The organism is Streptomyces sp. NPDC001717 (assembly GCF_042892775.1).
GTDB lineage: Bacteria > Actinomycetota > Actinomycetes > Streptomycetales > Streptomycetaceae > Streptomyces.
Genome location: NZ_JBIAUK010000001.1, coordinates 151093 through 166667 on the forward strand (window position 1 = coordinate 151093; position 15575 = coordinate 166667).

16 protein-coding genes and 2 pseudogenes are annotated in these 15575 nt (G+C 70.1%); 15 read left to right on the forward strand and 3 right to left on the reverse strand.

Features of this window, described 5'->3' with window-relative positions:
- Nucleotides 1-13 precede the first annotated feature (13 nt).
- Nucleotides 14-451, reverse strand: coding sequence for a hypothetical protein (locus ACFYZL_RS00770; RefSeq protein WP_384745916.1), 438 nt, complete (start codon nucleotides 449-451; stop codon nucleotides 14-16).
- A gap of 310 nt (nucleotides 452-761) precedes the next feature.
- Here ACFYZL_RS00770 and hemL point away from each other — a divergent pair, with 310 nt between their 5' ends.
- The 8 genes from hemL to ACFYZL_RS00810 all read left to right on the forward strand — a co-directional run bounded on the left by hemL (nucleotide 762) and on the right by ACFYZL_RS00810 (nucleotide 9038).
- Nucleotides 762-2084 carry a glutamate-1-semialdehyde 2,1-aminomutase gene (hemL, locus tag ACFYZL_RS00775; protein WP_384745848.1) on the forward strand — a complete coding sequence of 441 codons (1323 nt, stop codon included), beginning with the start codon at nucleotides 762-764 and terminating at the stop codon, nucleotides 2082-2084.
- A complete protein-coding gene (locus ACFYZL_RS00780; RefSeq protein WP_384745850.1) occupies nucleotides 2081-2770 on the forward strand; it encodes a histidine phosphatase family protein in 690 nt (229 codons plus the stop codon). Before hemL ends, ACFYZL_RS00780 begins: the two co-directional genes overlap by 4 nt.
- 228 nt (nucleotides 2771-2998) lie before the next feature.
- Nucleotides 2999-4222, forward strand: coding sequence for a hypothetical protein (locus tag ACFYZL_RS00785; protein WP_384745917.1), 1224 nt, complete (start codon nucleotides 2999-3001; stop codon nucleotides 4220-4222).
- A gap of 77 nt (nucleotides 4223-4299) precedes the next feature.
- Nucleotides 4300-4938, forward strand: coding sequence for a TlpA family protein disulfide reductase (locus tag ACFYZL_RS00790; protein WP_384745852.1), 639 nt, complete (start codon nucleotides 4300-4302; stop codon nucleotides 4936-4938).
- A gap of 10 nt (nucleotides 4939-4948) precedes the next feature.
- On the forward strand, nucleotides 4949-5686 hold the full coding sequence (locus ACFYZL_RS00795) for a cytochrome c biogenesis CcdA family protein (RefSeq protein WP_388674952.1): 738 nt from the start codon (nucleotides 4949-4951) through the stop codon (nucleotides 5684-5686).
- A 13-nt stretch (nucleotides 5687-5699) separates the two neighbouring features.
- A complete protein-coding gene (locus ACFYZL_RS00800) occupies nucleotides 5700-7418 on the forward strand; it encodes a cytochrome c biogenesis protein ResB (protein ID WP_384745855.1) in 1719 nt (572 codons plus the stop codon).
- On the forward strand, nucleotides 7415-8500 hold the full coding sequence (ccsB, locus tag ACFYZL_RS00805) for a c-type cytochrome biogenesis protein CcsB (RefSeq protein WP_384745857.1): 1086 nt from the start codon (nucleotides 7415-7417) through the stop codon (nucleotides 8498-8500). The genes ACFYZL_RS00800 and ccsB overlap by 4 nt, the downstream gene beginning before the upstream one ends.
- A 25-nt stretch (nucleotides 8501-8525) precedes the next feature.
- A complete protein-coding gene (locus ACFYZL_RS00810) occupies nucleotides 8526-9038 on the forward strand; it encodes an SRPBCC domain-containing protein (RefSeq protein ID WP_384745859.1) in 513 nt (170 codons plus the stop codon).
- A gap of 191 nt (nucleotides 9039-9229) precedes the next feature.
- Here the strand turns inward: ACFYZL_RS00810 and ACFYZL_RS00815 are convergent, their stop codons facing one another.
- Nucleotides 9230-9700, reverse strand: a complete 471-nt coding sequence (locus tag ACFYZL_RS00815) for a MarR family winged helix-turn-helix transcriptional regulator (RefSeq protein WP_388674957.1) — start codon at nucleotides 9698-9700, stop codon at nucleotides 9230-9232.
- A 92-nt stretch (nucleotides 9701-9792) separates the two neighbouring features.
- Between ACFYZL_RS00815 and ACFYZL_RS00820 the strand changes: the two genes are divergently transcribed.
- Together ACFYZL_RS00820 and ACFYZL_RS00825 are read left to right on the forward strand one after the other, a co-directional pair.
- On the forward strand, nucleotides 9793-10158 hold the full coding sequence (locus ACFYZL_RS00820; RefSeq protein WP_384745862.1) for a cupin domain-containing protein: 366 nt from the start codon (nucleotides 9793-9795) through the stop codon (nucleotides 10156-10158).
- A 121-nt stretch (nucleotides 10159-10279) separates the two neighbouring features.
- Nucleotides 10280-10690, forward strand: a complete 411-nt coding sequence (locus ACFYZL_RS00825) for a hypothetical protein (protein ID WP_388674960.1) — start codon at nucleotides 10280-10282, stop codon at nucleotides 10688-10690.
- Nucleotides 10691-10721: 31 nt separating this feature from the next.
- Here ACFYZL_RS00825 and ACFYZL_RS00830 read toward each other — a convergent pair whose 3' ends face one another.
- Nucleotides 10722-11018: a PLD nuclease N-terminal domain-containing protein gene (locus tag ACFYZL_RS00830; protein WP_384745866.1), complete on the reverse strand. Its 297-nt coding sequence runs from the start codon at nucleotides 11016-11018 to the stop codon at nucleotides 10722-10724.
- Between the two features lie 89 nt (nucleotides 11019-11107).
- Here ACFYZL_RS00830 and ACFYZL_RS00835 point away from each other — a divergent pair, with 89 nt between their 5' ends.
- The 5 genes and pseudogenes from ACFYZL_RS00835 to ACFYZL_RS00855 form a co-directional block, all read left to right on the forward strand.
- The gene (locus ACFYZL_RS00835; protein WP_384745868.1) at nucleotides 11108-12565 is read left to right on the forward strand and encodes a menaquinone biosynthesis decarboxylase; all 1458 of its coding nucleotides are present in this window, start codon (nucleotides 11108-11110) and stop codon (nucleotides 12563-12565) included.
- Nucleotides 12562-13032: a hypothetical protein gene (locus ACFYZL_RS00840; RefSeq protein WP_384745870.1), complete on the forward strand. Its 471-nt coding sequence runs from the start codon at nucleotides 12562-12564 to the stop codon at nucleotides 13030-13032. The genes ACFYZL_RS00835 and ACFYZL_RS00840 overlap by 4 nt, the downstream gene beginning before the upstream one ends.
- The gene (gene mqnP / locus ACFYZL_RS00845) at nucleotides 13032-13952 is read left to right on the forward strand and encodes a menaquinone biosynthesis prenyltransferase MqnP (RefSeq protein ID WP_384745871.1); all 921 of its coding nucleotides are present in this window, start codon (nucleotides 13032-13034) and stop codon (nucleotides 13950-13952) included. Before ACFYZL_RS00840 ends, mqnP begins: the two co-directional genes overlap by 1 nt.
- Before the next feature lie 41 nt (nucleotides 13953-13993).
- Nucleotides 13994-15050: pseudogene (locus ACFYZL_RS00850) on the forward strand (RNA-guided endonuclease InsQ/TnpB family protein).
- Between the two features lie 322 nt (nucleotides 15051-15372).
- Nucleotides 15373-15534: pseudogene (locus tag ACFYZL_RS00855) on the forward strand (hypothetical protein); the annotation flags it as partial.
- Between the last annotated feature and the right edge of the window lie 41 nt (nucleotides 15535-15575).

Below are 15575 nucleotides of genomic sequence, written 5' to 3' on the forward strand. Positions count from 1 at the left end.
GGCAACGGCCGGATCAGGGCCAGACGAGGCAGTACGCCTGGTGGCCGTTCTCGTGGAGGCGGTGGGAGAAGTCCTGCCACTCGTGGAGCAGCTGGTAGACGTTGAACGCGTCGCTCGGGCCGCCGCGGTCGGGGACCGTGGACCAGATGAAGGCCGCCGCGCCCACGGACTCCTCGCCGACGCCGCGCAGCGGGTCGACGACCGTCATCGGGAGCTTGACCACCGCGTAGTCGGGGTGCAGGACGACCAGCTCCAGCGGCGGGACCTTGTGGAGGGGTATGCCCTCGATGCCGGTCAGGACCATCGCGGCCACCGTCTCCGGCTTGATCTTGCTGAAGAGTCCGCCCATGCCGAGCTCGTCGCCGCCGAGCTCCTCCGGCCGCATCGTCACGGGGACCCGGGCGGCGCTCGCGCCGTCGGGCGCGCCGAAGTACCTGTACGTCACGCCCATGCCCCGGCCGCCCTTGGGCAGGTCGTCGTCCGACGGCAGCGTGGGTCCGGGAACGGCGTCGGCCGCCTCCGCCGCGCGCCTGCGGTGCTTGCCCCGGCGACGGGCCTCGCGGGCTTCGCGGGCGCGCTGCGGGTCGAGGTCGCCCGTACCCTCGCCCGGTCCACCACCGCGTTGCATATCTCCACCCGACTGGTCTTGCTCGCCCCGGCCCCGCGGCCCCCGCCACGCAGCCTGATCATCATGGCAGTGACCTCCCCCGCGGCGACGCGGTGAAACGCCCGCCCGCAAGTCTGTCGCGGCCTCTGAGACCATGGCTGGTGTGAGCTACCCGTACCCGTATGAAGCCCCAGTTTCGCAGACGCTCTTCGAGCGCGCCTCCCTCGTGACCCCCGGCGGCGTGAACTCTCCCGTCCGCGCCTTCCGCGCCGTGGGCGGTACGCCCCGGTTCATGGTGTCCGGGACCGGTCCGTACCTCACCGACGCCGACGGTCGCGAGTACGTCGACCTCGTGTGCTCGTGGGGACCGATGATCCTCGGCCACTCCCACCCCGAGGTGATCGAGGCCGTCCAGGCCGCCGTCGCCCGCGGGACCTCCTTCGGCACGCCCGGCGAGGGCGAGGTCGCGCTCGCCGAGGAGATCGTCGCCCGGATCGAGCCGGTCGAGCAGGTCCGGCTGGTTTCGTCCGGTACCGAGGCCACGATGTCGGCGATCCGCCTCGCGCGCGGTTTCACCGGTCGGGCCAAGGTCGTGAAGTTCGCGGGGTGCTACCACGGCCACGTGGACGCGCTGCTGGCCGCCGCCGGTTCCGGCCTCGCGACCTTCGCGCTGCCGGACACCCCGGGTGTCACCGGCGCGCAGGCCGGCGACACGATCGTGCTGCCGTACAACGACCTCGAAGCGGTGCGGGCGGCCTTCGCCGCGCACCCCGGCGAGATCGCCTGTGTGATCACCGAGGCCGCGCCCGGCAACATGGGCGTGGTGACCCCGCTCGACGGCTTCAACCAGGGGCTCGCCGACCTCTGCCGCGAGAACGGCGCCCTGTACATCTCCGACGAGGTCATGACGGGCTTCCGCACCTCGCGCGCCGGCTGGTACGGCGTGGACGGGGTCAAGCCCGACCTGATGACCTTCGGCAAGGTCATGGGCGGCGGCTTCCCGGCGGCCGCCTTCGGCGGCCGGGCGGACGTGATGGGCCACCTGGCACCCGCCGGGCCCGTCTACCAGGCCGGCACGCTCTCCGGGAACCCGATCGCCACGGCCGCCGGTCTCGCGCAGCTGCGGCTGCTGGACGACGCGGCGTACGACAAGGTGAACGCGGTCTCGAAGGAGATCCAGGGCCTGGTGACGACGGCGCTGGCCAAGGAGGGCGTCGCGCACCGACTGCAGACCGCGTCCAACATGTTCTCCGTCTTCTTCACCGAGGACGAGGTCCGCAACTACGACGACGCGAAGAAGCAGGAAGGCTTCCGCTTCAACGGCTTCTTCCACTCGATGCTGGCGCAGGGCGTCTACCTGCCGCCCTCGGCGTTCGAGTCCTGGTTCGTGTCCACCGCCCACGACGAGCAGGCGATCGAGCGGATCGCGGCGGCCCTGCCCGCCGCCGCCCGGGCCGCCGCGGAGGCCACCGCATGAGCACAGCCCCCACGAACGGCATCACCGTCGTGCACCTGGTGCGCCACGGCGAGGTGCACAACCCGGACGGGGTCCTGTACGGGCGCCGCGCGGGCTACCACCTCTCGGACCTGGGCCGGCAGATGGCGGACCGGGTCGCGGAGCACCTGAAGGGCCGGGACATCACCTATGTGGTGGCCTCGCCGCTGGAGCGCGCGCAGGAGACGGCGGAGCCGATCGCCAAGGCGCACGGCCTGGACCTGGCGACAGACGCGCGGCTGTTGGAGGCGGAGAACGTCTTCGAGGGCAAGACCTTCGGCGTCGGCGACGGCGCGCTGCGCAAGCCGGGCAACTGGAAGCACCTGACGAACCCGTTCAAGCCCTCCTGGGGCGAGCCGTACGTCGACCAGGTGGTCCGGATGATGAGCGCGCTGGAGGCGGCGCGCGACGCGGCCCGCGGCCACGAGGCGGTGGCGGTCAGCCACCAGCTGCCGATCTGGATCGTGCGCAGCTGGGCGGAGAAGCGCCGGCTGTGGCACGACCCGCGCCGTCGGCAGTGCACGCTCGCCTCGTTGACGTCGTTCACCTTCCAGGGCGACAAGCTGGTGTCGGTGGGCTACAGCGAGCCGGCCCGGGACCTGGTCCCGGCGCACCTGCTGGCGGGGGCGAAGCCGGTGAAGGGCGCGTCGAAGGCGTTCGGCGCCTGACGGGCCGACTGGCTGACGGGCCGACTGGCTGACGGGCCGACCGTCTGACGGGCCGACCGACTGACCGTCGGATCGCTTGATCGACGGTCTGTTACGAACCGTTACAGCTTTACCTAAATAAATATAAGTTGCGCCGGGAATCACCGTTCCAGTGCCGCAAGTTCTGTCGAATTGTCCGTTTATATGGGCAGTGGCATGAGCTGTGCGGGTGACGACTGGGACGGTGAGATGCGCAACTTCACGCGAAGGGGATTGCTCGGACTCGGACTTGGGGCTGCCGCCGCGGTGGGCATCGCCGGCTGCGGTTCACCCGACAAGGCCGAGCCCGGCGCCCCCGGGCCGATCAAGAACCCCAAGCCCGCGAAGCCCGAGGCCAAGGCCATCGGCGACGGCTCCACCGCCGACACCGGCCCGCAGCCCAACCAGCCGGCCAAGCCGGTGCCCCTCCAGCCCGGCGAGACTCCGCCGCAGTTCGTCGTCTTCAGCTGGGACGGCGCGGGGGAGGTCGGCAACGGACTCTTCCCGCGCTTCCTCAAGCTCGCCAAGGACCACGGCGCGTCCATGACCTTCTTCCTCTCCGGCCTCTACCTGCTGCCCGAGACGAAGAGCGGCCTCTACCGGCCGCCGAACAATCCGGTCGGCGCCTCGGACATCGGCTACCTCAAGGACGAGAACGTCCGCTCCACCATCAAGTACGTCCGCGAGGCGTGGCTCGACGGGCACGAGATAGGGACCCACTTCAACGGCCACTTCTGCGGCGGCTCCGGCTCCGTCGGCAAATGGAGCCCCGCCGACTGGCACAGCGAGATCGACCAGGCCGTGTCCTTCGTCACCAACTGGCGCACGAACACCGGTTTCGCCGACCTGCCGCCGCTGCCCTTCGACTACCGCAAGGAACTGGTCGGCGCCCGCACCCCCTGCCTCCTCGGTCAGGAGAACCTGCTCGAAGCCGCGGCCGCGCTCGGCTGGCGCTACGACTCCAGCTCGCCCGGCGGACTCCAGCAGTGGCCGGTGAAGCGCGCCGGGATCTGGGACCTGCCGCTGCAGTCCCTGCCCTTCCCCGGGCACTCCTTCGAGGTGCTGTCGATGGACTACAACATCCTCGCCAACCAGTCGAAGAACACCACGAAGGGCGTCCCGGCCAACTACCCGGCCTGGCGCACCCAGGCCACCGCCACCTATCTCGGGGGCTTCCGGCGGGCCTACGAGACCAACCGAGCCCCGCTCTTCATCGGCAACCACTTCGAGGAGTGGAACGGCGGCATCTACATGGACGCCGTCGAAGAGGCCCTCAAGGGCATGGCGGACAAAAGGGACGTAAGGCTCGTATCGTTCCGTCAGTTCATCGACTGGCTCGACGTCCAGGACCCCAAGGTGCTCGCGAAACTGCGCGGCCTCGGCCCCGGCCGGTCGCCCACCGGCGGCTGGAGCGCGTACATGACCTCGGCCTGACGCACGCCTGACCAGCGCATTGGCATCCCGCCGGGGGGTGCGGCGGAGTCGGAAATTGCTCATGCGAAACTTTTCACATGAGCCTTAGCCGCGCGCGTGTCCGTCGAAGTAGCCGCCGCTCGACCAGCGGCCGCGCCCTCCTGCTCACTGCGGTCTCCCTCGCGAGCGCCCTCACCCTCACGGCGTGCACCGATGCGGACGGCAAGCCGAACGGCAGTTCCGGCGGCGGGTACGTCACGGGCTCGGGCGGCATCGCCCGCGTGGCCCAGGGCGAGCGCACCGAGGCCCCCAAGCTCGACGGCGAGACCGTCGACGGCTCGACCCTCGACGTCTCCACCCTCAAGGGCAAGGTCGTCGTCCTCAACGTGTGGGGCTCCTGGTGCGCGCCCTGCCGCGCCGAGGCCCCGCACTTCGCGAAGGTCGCCAAGGAGCTCGCCGACGCCGGCAAGGACGTCGCCTTCGTCGGCCTCAACACCCGCGACAGCAGCAAGCAGACCGCCGCCGCCTTCGAATCGGACTTCGGGATCACCTACCCGAGCATCTACGACCCCGTCGGCAAGCTGATGCTCCGCTTCCCCAAGGGCACGCTCAACCCGAACGCGATCCCCGCCACCGTCGTCCTCGACAAGGAGGGCAAGATCGCCGCTCGCGCCCAGGTCGCCATGGACGACGTGGCGCTGCGCGGGATGATCGACCCGCTCCTCGCGGAGAAGTGAGCCGTCCGGCGTGAACACGACCGTCCTCAACGGCGCGCTGCTGCTCGCCCTGCCCATCTCGGTCCTCGCCGGGCTGGTCTCCTTCTTCTCGCCCTGCGTGCTGCCGCTCGTCCCCGGTTACCTCTCGTACGTGACCGGAGTGAGCGGCGCCGACCTCGCCGAGGCCCGGCGCGGGCGGATGCTGGCGGGCGCGAGCCTGTTCATCGCCGGCTTCACCGCGGTCTTCGTCTCCACCGGGGCCCTCTTCGGCTACTTCGGCAACAGCCTCCGGGAGAACGCGGAGATCATCTCCCGGGTGCTGGGCGCCCTGGTGATCGTCCTCGGTCTCTTCTTCATGGGGGCCATCCCGGGGCTCACGATGCGGGAGTTCCGCTTCCACAGGAAGCCGACGGCCGGTCTGCTCGGCGCGCCCCTGCTCGGCGTGCTCTTCGGCGTCGGCTGGACCCCCTGCATGGGCCCGACCCTCGCCGCCGTCACCACGCTCTCCCTCGACCAGGCCAGCGCGGGCCGCGGGGCGCTGCTGACCGTCGGCTACTGCCTGGGCCTCGGCCTGCCCTTCATCCTCACCGCGATCGCCTTCCGCAAGGCGCTCGGGGCATTCGGCTGGGTCAAGAAGCACTATGCGTGGGTGATGCGCATCGGCGGCGGCATGCTGGTCCTGACCGGTCTGCTGCTCGTCACAGGTTTGTGGGACAGCATCATCAGCGACATGCAGAGCTGGACCCAAACCTTCACGGTGGGGATCTGAGGACTAAACGGACATGAGTACGACAGACAACGCGTCCACCGAGGCGTCGCACGACCCGGCCGAGGCCACGGCGGCCACCGCGGCCGCCGACGCCGTGGAGGCCGCGGCCGGCTCCCAGCTCTCCACCGCCCCCGAGGAGGACAGCGGTCCCGTCGGCATCGGCGTGATCGGCTGGGCCCGCTGGATCTGGCGGCAGCTCACCTCCATGCGGGTGGCGCTGATCCTGCTGTTCCTGCTGTCCCTCGGCGCGATCCCCGGCTCCCTGATCCCGCAGAACTCCGTCGACCTGATGAAGGTCGCCGAGTGGAAGCGCACCCACGCCTCCTGGGTGACGATCGCCGAGAAGCTCCAGCTCTTCGACGTCTACACGTCGTTCTGGTTCTCCGCGATCTACATCCTGCTCTTCGTCTCCCTCATCGGCTGCATCCTGCCCCGCACCTGGCAGTTCGTCGGTCAGCTCAGGGGCCGCCCGCCGGCCGCCCCCCGGCGCCTGGACCGGCTCCCCGCGCACACCACCTGGCGCACCGAGAAGTCCCCCGACGAGGTCCTCGCCCACGCGAAGACCCTGCTGGCCGGGCGCCGCTTCCGCACCGAAGCGGGCAAGGGCCACGTCTCGGCGGAGAAGGGCTACCTCCGCGAGGCCGGGAACCTGATCTTCCACGTCGCGCTCATCGTGATGCTCGTGGCCTTCGCCTGGGGCAAGCTCTTCATGTCCGAGGGCGGCAAGCTCGTCCTGCGCGGCGGCGGCTTCGCGAACACGCTCACCCAGTACGACGACTTCAAGTCGGGCAGCATGTTCGACCCCGACGACCTGCCGCCCTTCAGCTTCACCCTCGACGAGTTCGACGCCACCTTCGAGCCGGACGGCCCGCAGAAGGGCACCCCGCGCGACTTCAAGGCGCACGTCACCTACAGCGAGGGCGCCGCCGGCAAGCCGAAGAAGGCCGAGATCGAGGTCAACAAGCCCCTCGAAGTCGACGGCTCCAAGGTCTACCTGCTCGGCCACGGCTACGCGCCGATCGTCTCGGTCACCGACCCCACCGGCAAGGTCGTCTTCAAGGACGCCGTGCCGATGCTGCCGCAGGACAAGAACCTCACCTCGCGCGGCGCCATCAAGGTCACCGACGGCTACAAGAACAAGAACGGCGAGAAGGAGCAGCTCGGCTTCTCCGCCCAGTTCGTGCCGACCTTCGCGGGCAAGGGCCAGGGCACGATGCTCTCCCAGTTCCCGGACGCGAACTTCCCGGTGATGGCGATCAACGCCTATCACGGCAGCCTCGGCGTGGACTCGGGTCTGCCGCAGAACGTGTACCAGCTGGACACGACCAAGATGCAGCAGTTCAAGAAGGAGAACGGCGACCCGCTCGCCAAGATGCTGCTGCCCGGCGAGACGATGGAGCTGCCCGACGGCGCGGGCTCCGTGAAGTTCGAGGGCATCGAGCGCTGGGCCACCTTCTCCGTCACCCACCAGCCCGGCAGCGGCCTCGCCCTCGCGGGCGCGATCGCCGCCATCGCGGGCCTGGCCGGATCGCTGTTCATCCAGCGCCGCCGGATCTGGGTCCGTGCGGTGACCGGCAAGGACGGCGTCACCGTCGTCGAGATGGCGGGCCTCGGCCGCAGCGAGTCCGCCAGGCTCCCGCAGGAGCTGTCGGACCTCGCGGCGACGCTCCACCAGCAGGCGCCCACGGCGCCTGATCCTGTAGAAGAAACCCTTGAAGGAGAGCGCGGATGACGCCGCTCGCAGCCGCAGCCAACGAGAACCTGGCTCAGATCAGCAACTACCTGGTCTATTCGTCGATGGCGGTCTACACGCTCGCCTTCTTCGCGCACATCGCCGAGTGGACCTTCGGCAGCCGCAGCAAGGTCGGCCGCACGGCCGCCGCGCTCACCGGCGCCGGGGAGGCCCAGGCGGCCCCCGCCGTGCAGGTGCGGGGCAAGGGGGGTGCCACGGCCGTCCTGGACCGACCCAAGGTCACCACCCGCTCCGCCGCCGGCACCCGTGACGTGCCGGACGGCCCGGGCGCCGCGGGCGGCACCGAGCAGGGCGACCTGTACGGGCGGATCGCGGTCTCGCTGACCGCGCTCGCCTTCCTCATCGAGGCGGGCGGCGTCCTCACCCGCGCGCTGTCGGTGCAGCGGGCCCCGTGGGGCAACATGTACGAGTTCTCGATCACCTTCTCCACGGTGGCCGTCGGCGCGTACCTGGTGCTGCTCGCCCTGAAGAAGAACGTCCGCTGGCTCGGTCTGATCCTGGTCACCACCGTCCTGCTGGACCTCGGCATCGCCGTCACGGTCCTCTACACCGACAGCGACCAGCTCGTCCCGGCCCTGCACTCGTACTGGCTGTGGATCCACGTCTCCACCGCGATCTTCTGCGGCGCCGTCTTCTACCTCGGTGCGGCCGGCACCCTGCTGTACCTCTTCCGCGACTCGTACGAGAACAAGCTCGCGAACGGCGGCACGCCCGGCAAGTTCGCCACCTCCGTGATGGAGCGGCTGCCCTCGGCGGCCTCGCTCGACAAGTTCTCGTACCGCATCAACGCGGCCGTCTTCCCGCTGTGGACCTTCACGATCATCGCGGGCGCCATCTGGGCGGGCGACGCCTGGGGTCGCTACTGGGGCTGGGACCCCAAGGAGGTCTGGTCCTTCGTGACCTGGGTCGCGTACGCCTGCTACCTGCACGCGCGCGCCACCGCCGGCTGGAAGGGCCGCAAGGCGGCCTACCTGGGCCTCTTCGCCTTCGTCTGTTGGATCTGGAACTACTACGGCGTGAACATGGTCCTCAACGGCCTGCACTCCTACGCGGGCGTCTGACGGACGTAAGTGGGACGCTGGTGGTATGTCTCTCGTGAGCCATGCCACCAGCGAGCGCCGCGGCGAGAACCGCTGGCTGCTCCGCTTCGAGCTGCACCTGCCGTACTCCTACGAGGTGCTCTGGCCCGCCCTGACCGGGGCGAGCGGACTGCGCACCTGGCTGGCCGCGGCCGACGTACTGGAACGCCGGCTCGGCGGAGCCGTCATGCTGCGCTGGCTGAACACCGGGACCGTGGTGACCGGCCGCATCACCGCCTGGGACGTCGAGCGGGTCGTGGAGTACACCGTCACCGAGCACGGGCGGATCCGCTTCCACCTGGAGGCGGTCGGCACGGACTCCACGGTGATCCGCTTCGTGAACGAACGGGGCGGCCCGGAGGACGAGCGCCTGGACTGCCTCGCCGGCTGGCACGAACACTTCGAACTGCTGAACTCCGCCCTGGCCGGCCACCCGGCGGACTGGTCCACCTGGTCCGACACCCGCTGGGCCGAGCTCCGCGAGGCCTACGCCTCCTTCTCCCGCGCCTCGGCGGCCTGACCGCCGGCGCCTTTCCCGGGCTACCGCCCCCTCCGGCCCCGCTCCTGACCGCGCGCATCGCCCGGTCCCGGCGGCCTGCCCGCCCGCAGGCGCCGCCCGCGCCCGCCTCTCCGCTGCGCGGGGCCCGTCCCCTACCCGCCCTTCCTCCCCCGGCTACTGCTGGGAGGTGCCCCCGGTTCCCCAGGGCACGCTCACCAGACCGGTCGCAGCGGCGGCAGTGGGCCCTCCCCGTTCAGGGTCCGCACCAAGCGGCCGAGCTCGCCCCGCAGGGCGCCGAGGTCGACGCTGCCGCCCAGCTCCGCCTCCAGCTCGTGCAGGATCCGGCCCGCGACGGCCAGGTGCTCGTCGGCGGCGGCGGTGAGCACCACCAGCTTGCGCCGACCCCCTTCCGGGTGCGGCTCGCGGCGGACGTAGCCGCGCTTCTCCAGGTCGTCGACGATCTGTCCGGCCGCCTGTTTGGTCACCCCGAGCCGCTCGGCGAGCTCGCTCGCGGTGGCGCCGGTCCCCTGGAGGACCTGGAACGTCATGCCGTGCGCGGGGCGCAGGTCGGCGTAGCCGGCCTCGCCGACCCGCCTGGTGAACTCGCCCAGCAGCAGCTGGAAGCCGAGCCCCAGCAGGAATGCCAGCTCGATGCCGTCGTCGTCGTCTCGTCGGTCGGTCACGGAAACATGGTGACACGGGCAAGACAAGCTGCTTTACTCATCCCATCAAGTAAAGCTGCTTTACTCGACTGGAACGAGGGCTCCCCTTGCACGTGATCACCACTTCCCCCGAGCACGTCATCACCACCCCGAACGCCACCATGACCGGCCTCGCCGCCCCCAGCCGGGGCAGCTCCGAGCTCAGCACCTGGCATGTCGACATGCCCGCCGGGATCACCGGCCCCGAACACTCCGTCAGCCGCGAGCAGGTCTGGACGGTCACGGCCGGCTCCCTGGAGGTCACCTGCGACGGCCGCACCGAGAAGGTGACCACCGGCCAGACCCTGGTCCTGCCGCCCGACGTGCTCCGTCGGATCCACGCCGCCGAGCCGTTCCGGGCGTACGTGGCCATGCGGGCGGACGGCGTCGCCTCCGTCCCCGGCACCGAGGGCACCCGCGTCCTGCCCTGGGCCCAGTAGGCGCAAGGGACCGTCGTCAAGTCACGGGAATCAGCGGCATGACCGGGCGCGCCCGCCGGGGCGCAATGGAGGCACGGCCCGCCGCTCGGTGGGGCCGGCCGACCCCGTCAGGAGCGCCACCATGCCCCGCACCCGCACCCGCACCCACCGCCGCACCCGCACCGGGTGGATCACCCTCGCCGCCGTGTCGGCCCTGGTCGTGGGAGGTGGCTCGCTCTCGTCCGGCGCCTTCGCCGACACGCCCGGCCCGGCCCCCGCCCCGCGCCCGAGCCCCAGCCCGAGCGCCCCACCGGGCCAGTACGCCCCGCCGGGGCAGTACGCACCGTTCGCCGACATCCACGACCTCTACGGCCCCGAACCGCGGCCGCGCCCCAGCACCTTCCGGGTGGGTCCGCCGTACGCGGACATCGGGGAGCTGCGGGTCGGCCCCCGCCCGAGCAACCCGGCAGGCGTCTTTGACCAGGACGCCGACGGCAGCGGCACGGGCCTCAAGGACTTCCGGCAGAGCCCCTGGTACTTCCGCCTCGGCTGAGGCGCCGCCCGGCCTTCCGCGGCGGCACCCTTCAGTCCTGGTCCTTGTCCTTCTTCCGGTCCTGCTCCTCGCGCAGCGACCGCAGGAACTCCGGATTGTCGTCCGGCGCCACCCACTGGTTCCGCGCCGCGCGTCCCCCGCCCACGGCCGACCGGTGCTTGCCCGCGAACAGCCACACCACCGGGCCGACGATCGAGAAGAGCAGGATGATGATCACCCAGACCACCTTGGGGAGGTGCTTGACCTCCTCCTCAGGGGTGTTCAGGCAGTCGATGAAGGCGTAGATGGTCAGCGCGATGATCAGCAGGAAGGGCAGATAGCGCAGCACGGTGTGGGACCGACTCCCGGGCAGTGGCGGCGGGCCCGCGCGGGGCCCGGTGACAACCCCAGAGTAGTTGTTGACGGATACTTGCCCCTATGGCTTACGACGATCTCCGCTCGCTGCTCCGGGCTCTGGAGCGAGAAGGCGACCTCAAGCGCATCAAGGCCGAAGTCGACCCGTACCTGGAGGTCGGGGAGATCGTCGACAGGGTGAACAAGGCGGGGGGTCCCGCGCTCCTCTTCGAGAACGTCAAGGGCTCGGCGATGCCGCTGGCCATGAACGTCTTCGGCACCGACCGCCGCCTGCTCAAGGCCCTCGGCCTCAAGTCGTACGGCGAGATCAGCGAGAAGATCGGCGGCCTGCTCAAGCCCGAGCTGCCGCAGGGGTTCATCGGGGTCCGCGAGGCCTTCGGCAAGCTCGGTTCGATGGTCCACGTCCCGCCGAAGAAGGTGAAGGGCGACTCCGCACCCGTGCAGGAGGTCGTCCTCACCGGCGACGACGTGGACCTCGACGCGCTCCCGGCCCTGTTCACCTGGCCGAAGGACGGCGGCTCCTTCTTCAACCTGGGCCTGACCCACACCAAGCACCCCGAGACGGGCGTGCGCAACCTCGGCCTCTACCGCCTCCAGCGCCACGACAAGCGCACCATCGGCATGCACTGGCAGATCCACAAGGACAGCCGCAACCACTACGCGGTCGCCGCCAAGCGCGGCGAGCGGCTGCCGGTCGCGATCGCCTTCGGCTGCCCCCCGGCCGTGACGTACGCGTCCACCGCGCCGCTGCCGGGTGACATCGACGAGTACCTCTTCGCCGGGTTCGTGGCGGGCAAGCGGATCGAGATGGTCGACTGCAAGACCGTCCCGCTCCAGGTCCCGGCCAACGCCGAAGTCGTCATCGAGGGCTGGCTGGAGCCGGGCGAGATGCTCCCGGAGGGCCCCTTCGGCGACCACACCGGTTTCTACACCCCGCAGGAGCCGTTCCCGGCGCTGAAGATCGACTGCGTGACGATGCGCAAGCGTCCGCTGCTCCAGTCGATCGTCGTCGGCCGTCCGCCGACGGAGGACGGCCCGCTGGGCCGCGCGACGGAGCGTTTCTTCCTCCCGCTCCTCAAGATCATCGTGCCGGACATCGTGGACTACCACCTGCCCGAGTCGGGCGGCTTCCACAACTGCGCGATCGTCTCGATCGACAAGAAGTACCCGAAGCACGCGCAGAAGGTCATGCACGCCATCTGGGGCGCGCACATGATGTCGCTGACCAAGCTGATCATCGTGGTGGACTCCGACTGCGACGTCCACGACCTGCACGAGGTGTCCTGGCGGGCGCTGGGCAACACGGACTACTCCCGCGACCTCACCGTCGTCGAGGGCCCGGTCGACCACCTCGACCACGCCTCGTACCAGCAGTTCTGGGGCGGCAAGGCGGGCATCGACGCCACGAAGAAGCTCCCCGAGGAGGGCTACACCCGCGACGGCGGCTGGCCCGACATGGTCGAGCCCGACCCGGCCACCGCCGCCCTCGTCGACCGCCGCTGGAAGGAATACGGCCTGTGAGCCCCGTCGCCATGGGCGGCCCCGCCCTCTTCATCGGTGACGACACCTACGTCGCCCTCGTACGCCCGCAGCTCGACCCCGCCGACCCGGGCGTCCGGCTGGCCGCCGAGCAGGCGGGCGTCTCGCCCGAGGAGTTCGCGGGCCCCGGCAACCTCTGGGCGCTGATGCTCGACCAGGAGGACGGCGAGGGCGGCGGCTTCGAGCTGCCCGGCCTGCGCGACGCCGAGGCGGAGGACTTCGCCGAGCGGCTGCGGCTCGCTCTGGGCAGCGGCGAACCGTTCACGATCGAGGCCGGCCCCGTCCTCAGCCTCACGGCCCGGCCGGCCGATGCCGACGGCCACGCGTTCACGGCCCACGTCACCCCGCCCGAGGGCGAGGACATGGAGCCGGTGACCCTGGACCTGGGCGTGCTGCCCGACGCCGGCCTGCTGGCCGACCTCGACGACTTCCGCAGGAGCCTCGCGTGATGACCACCGCCGACGGAGTGGTCGACCAGGGCCCCGCGCCGGAAGCCACCAACAAGGTCAAGGCGTTCCTGCGGCTCGTGATGATCGAGCACTCGGTCTTCGCGCTGCCCTTCGCCTACATCGCCGCGCTCACCGCCATGTTCCGGCTGGACGGGACGGTGCACTGGGGCACGTTGCTCCTCGTCACCGTCTGCATGGTGGGGCTGCGGACCTTCGCGATGGCCGCGAACCGGATCATCGACCGCGAGATCGACGCCCGCAACCCCCGCACCGCCGGCCGTGAACTGGTCACCGGGGCGGTGTCGGTGCGGTCCGCGTGGACCGGGGCCGGGATCGCGCTGGCCGTGTTCCTCGGCTCGGCGGCGCTGCTGAACCCGCTGTGCCTGGCCCTCGCGCCGGTCGCCGTCGTGCCGATGGTCGTCTACCCGTACGGCAAGCGGTTCACGAACTTCCCGCACGCCATCCTGGGCCTGGCCCAGGCGATAGGGCCCGTCGGCGCCTGGCTGGCCGTCACCGGGGAGTGGTCCTGGGACGCCGTCATCCTCGGTCTCGCGGTGGGCGTGTGGATCGGCGGCTTCGACCTGATCTTCGCCAGCCAGGACGTGGCGGCCGACCGCGCCGAGGGCGTCAAGTCCGTCCCGGCCCGCTTCGGCGTGGCCGCCGCGCTCTGGGGGGCGCGGGGCGCGCACGTCGTCACCACGGCCCTGCTGGCCTGGTACGGCCTCGCCACCGACGCGGGGGCGTTCTTCTGGGCGGGCCTGCTGATCGTGGTCTGCGCCTTCTTCTACGAGCACACGATCGTGAAGCCCCACGACCTGTCCCGCCTGAACCGCGCCTTCTTCACCGTCAACGGCTTCATCGGGATTGCCCTGTTCGTGTGCGCCCTGCTGGACCTCACGGTTCGGGGTCTGACCTTCTAGGTACCGTGCGGCCTACCATCCGATAGCTGAGGAGGCGGGCCGTGCACCGGGCGTACAAGTTCCTCCTCCGCCCCACCATCCGCCAGACGCAAGCCCTGACGGAGATGCTGCGCGACCACTGTTCGCTCTACAACGGTGCTTTGCAGGAACGTCGTGATGCGTACCGGCACACTTCCAAGACGAGCATCAAGTACGGGCAGCTTCCGAGGGGTGAACTGGTTCGACACCGTCGACTTCCCCAAGGACGGGGACGGCTGCCGGTGGGACTCCACTCCGTACGACCCGGCCACCCGCGTCCGCATCCAGGGCGTCGGGCACGTCCGCGTGCACCAGCACCGCCCGGTCCTGGGCCGAGTCAAGACCGTCAGCGTCAAGCGCGAAGGACGGCGATGGTACGTCGTCCTAGCCTGTGACAAGGTTCCGGCCGCTCCGGTGCCCGCCACCGGAGCGGTTATCGGCATCGACATGGGTGTATCCCACTTCCTCACGACCTCCGAGGGCGAACACATCGCCAACCCCCGGCACGGCAAGCTGGGTGCCGACGCCCTTGCTGACGCTCAGCGGGAACTCAAGGCGTTTCCGCGCCGCAAGCGGGAGAACAGGTCGGCCAAGCACCGCAGGGCGGTGGAGAAGGTCGCAGGGCTGCATCGCAAGATCCGGCGACGGCGTACCGATCACGCGCACAAGACCGCCCTTGCCCTGGTCCGCACCTACGACGTGATCGCGCACGAGCGCCTCAGTATCGCGAACATGGTCCGGCGACCGAAGCCGAAGCCTGACGCGGAACAGCACGGCAGGTTCCTCCCGAATGGCGCTGCCGCGAAAGCGGGGCTGAACAAGAGCATCCACGATGCGGGCTGGGGGGTGTTCCTGGGCATCCTCGCGCACAAGGCTGAAAGTGCCGGTCGCGTACTGATTCCAGTGGACCCCCGCAACACCTCCCGCACCTGCCCGGCCTGCGGGCACGTGTCCGGTGAGAACCGGACCACCCAAGAGAAGTTCGAGTGCACTCAGTGCGGCCACACCGCCAACGCTGATCAGGTCGGTGCACTCAACATCGTTACCAGGGCCGGGCTGGTCCTTCCCGACGTGGCCTAGCCACCGACACAGGAGAAGTCCCCCGGATTCATCCGGGGGAAGGAGTCACCGAGTGCATGGACAGGGACAGAAGTCAGGAGAAAAGCCGACATGACCGCCTCGGAGAGGGACCGTCTGTACTCACGGCTCAGCCGGTTCGAGGACATGTTCCCGGGCCACCGGATGGAGATTGTCGAGGGCGCCATCGTGCTGAGTCCCCTGAAGCCCCACCACGCTCGGACGCTTTGGAGTGTGTGGAACGTGCTGAAGGCCCAGCTCTCCGGAGTGGGGCTTCCTCAGCGACGTTGCGGTCCCGTTCGACGACGACAACGAGTTCTGTCCGGACCTGGCGGTGATCCCTGAGGTCGAGGTCGCGAAGAACCTCAGCGCCTATTCGCCCGACCTCATCGAGCTGGCCGTCGAGGTGGTGTCCCCCAGCAGTGTCCACAACGACACGAGGTCAAGGACCGCGCCTACGCCCGCCGCGGCATCCCGCACTACCTGATCTTCGACCCGTACAAGGCGCATTGCGTCACCCTGTGGAAC

Coding starts and splice junctions, on each gene's coding strand:
- mqnP (WP_384745871.1), top strand. CDS start 13,032: ATGACCACCGCCGACGGAGTGGTCGACCAGGGCCCCGCGCCGGAAGCC.
- ACFYZL_RS00835 (WP_384745868.1), top strand. CDS start 11,108: ATGGCTTACGACGATCTCCGCTCGCTGCTCCGGGCTCTGGAGCGAGAA.
- ACFYZL_RS00780 (WP_384745850.1), top strand. CDS start 2,081: ATGAGCACAGCCCCCACGAACGGCATCACCGTCGTGCACCTGGTGCGC.
- ccsB (WP_384745857.1), top strand. CDS start 7,415: ATGACGCCGCTCGCAGCCGCAGCCAACGAGAACCTGGCTCAGATCAGC.
- ACFYZL_RS00770 (WP_384745916.1), bottom strand. CDS start 451: ATGGGCGTGACGTACAGGTACTTCGGCGCGCCCGACGGCGCGAGCGCC.
- ACFYZL_RS00800 (WP_384745855.1), top strand. CDS start 5,700: ATGAGTACGACAGACAACGCGTCCACCGAGGCGTCGCACGACCCGGCC.
- ACFYZL_RS00825 (WP_388674960.1), top strand. CDS start 10,280: ATGCCCCGCACCCGCACCCGCACCCACCGCCGCACCCGCACCGGGTGG.
- ACFYZL_RS00810 (WP_384745859.1), top strand. CDS start 8,526: ATGTCTCTCGTGAGCCATGCCACCAGCGAGCGCCGCGGCGAGAACCGC.
- ACFYZL_RS00790 (WP_384745852.1), top strand. CDS start 4,300: ATGAGCCTTAGCCGCGCGCGTGTCCGTCGAAGTAGCCGCCGCTCGACC.
- hemL (WP_384745848.1), top strand. CDS start 762: ATGGCTGGTGTGAGCTACCCGTACCCGTATGAAGCCCCAGTTTCGCAG.
- ACFYZL_RS00785 (WP_384745917.1), top strand. CDS start 2,999: ATGCGCAACTTCACGCGAAGGGGATTGCTCGGACTCGGACTTGGGGCT.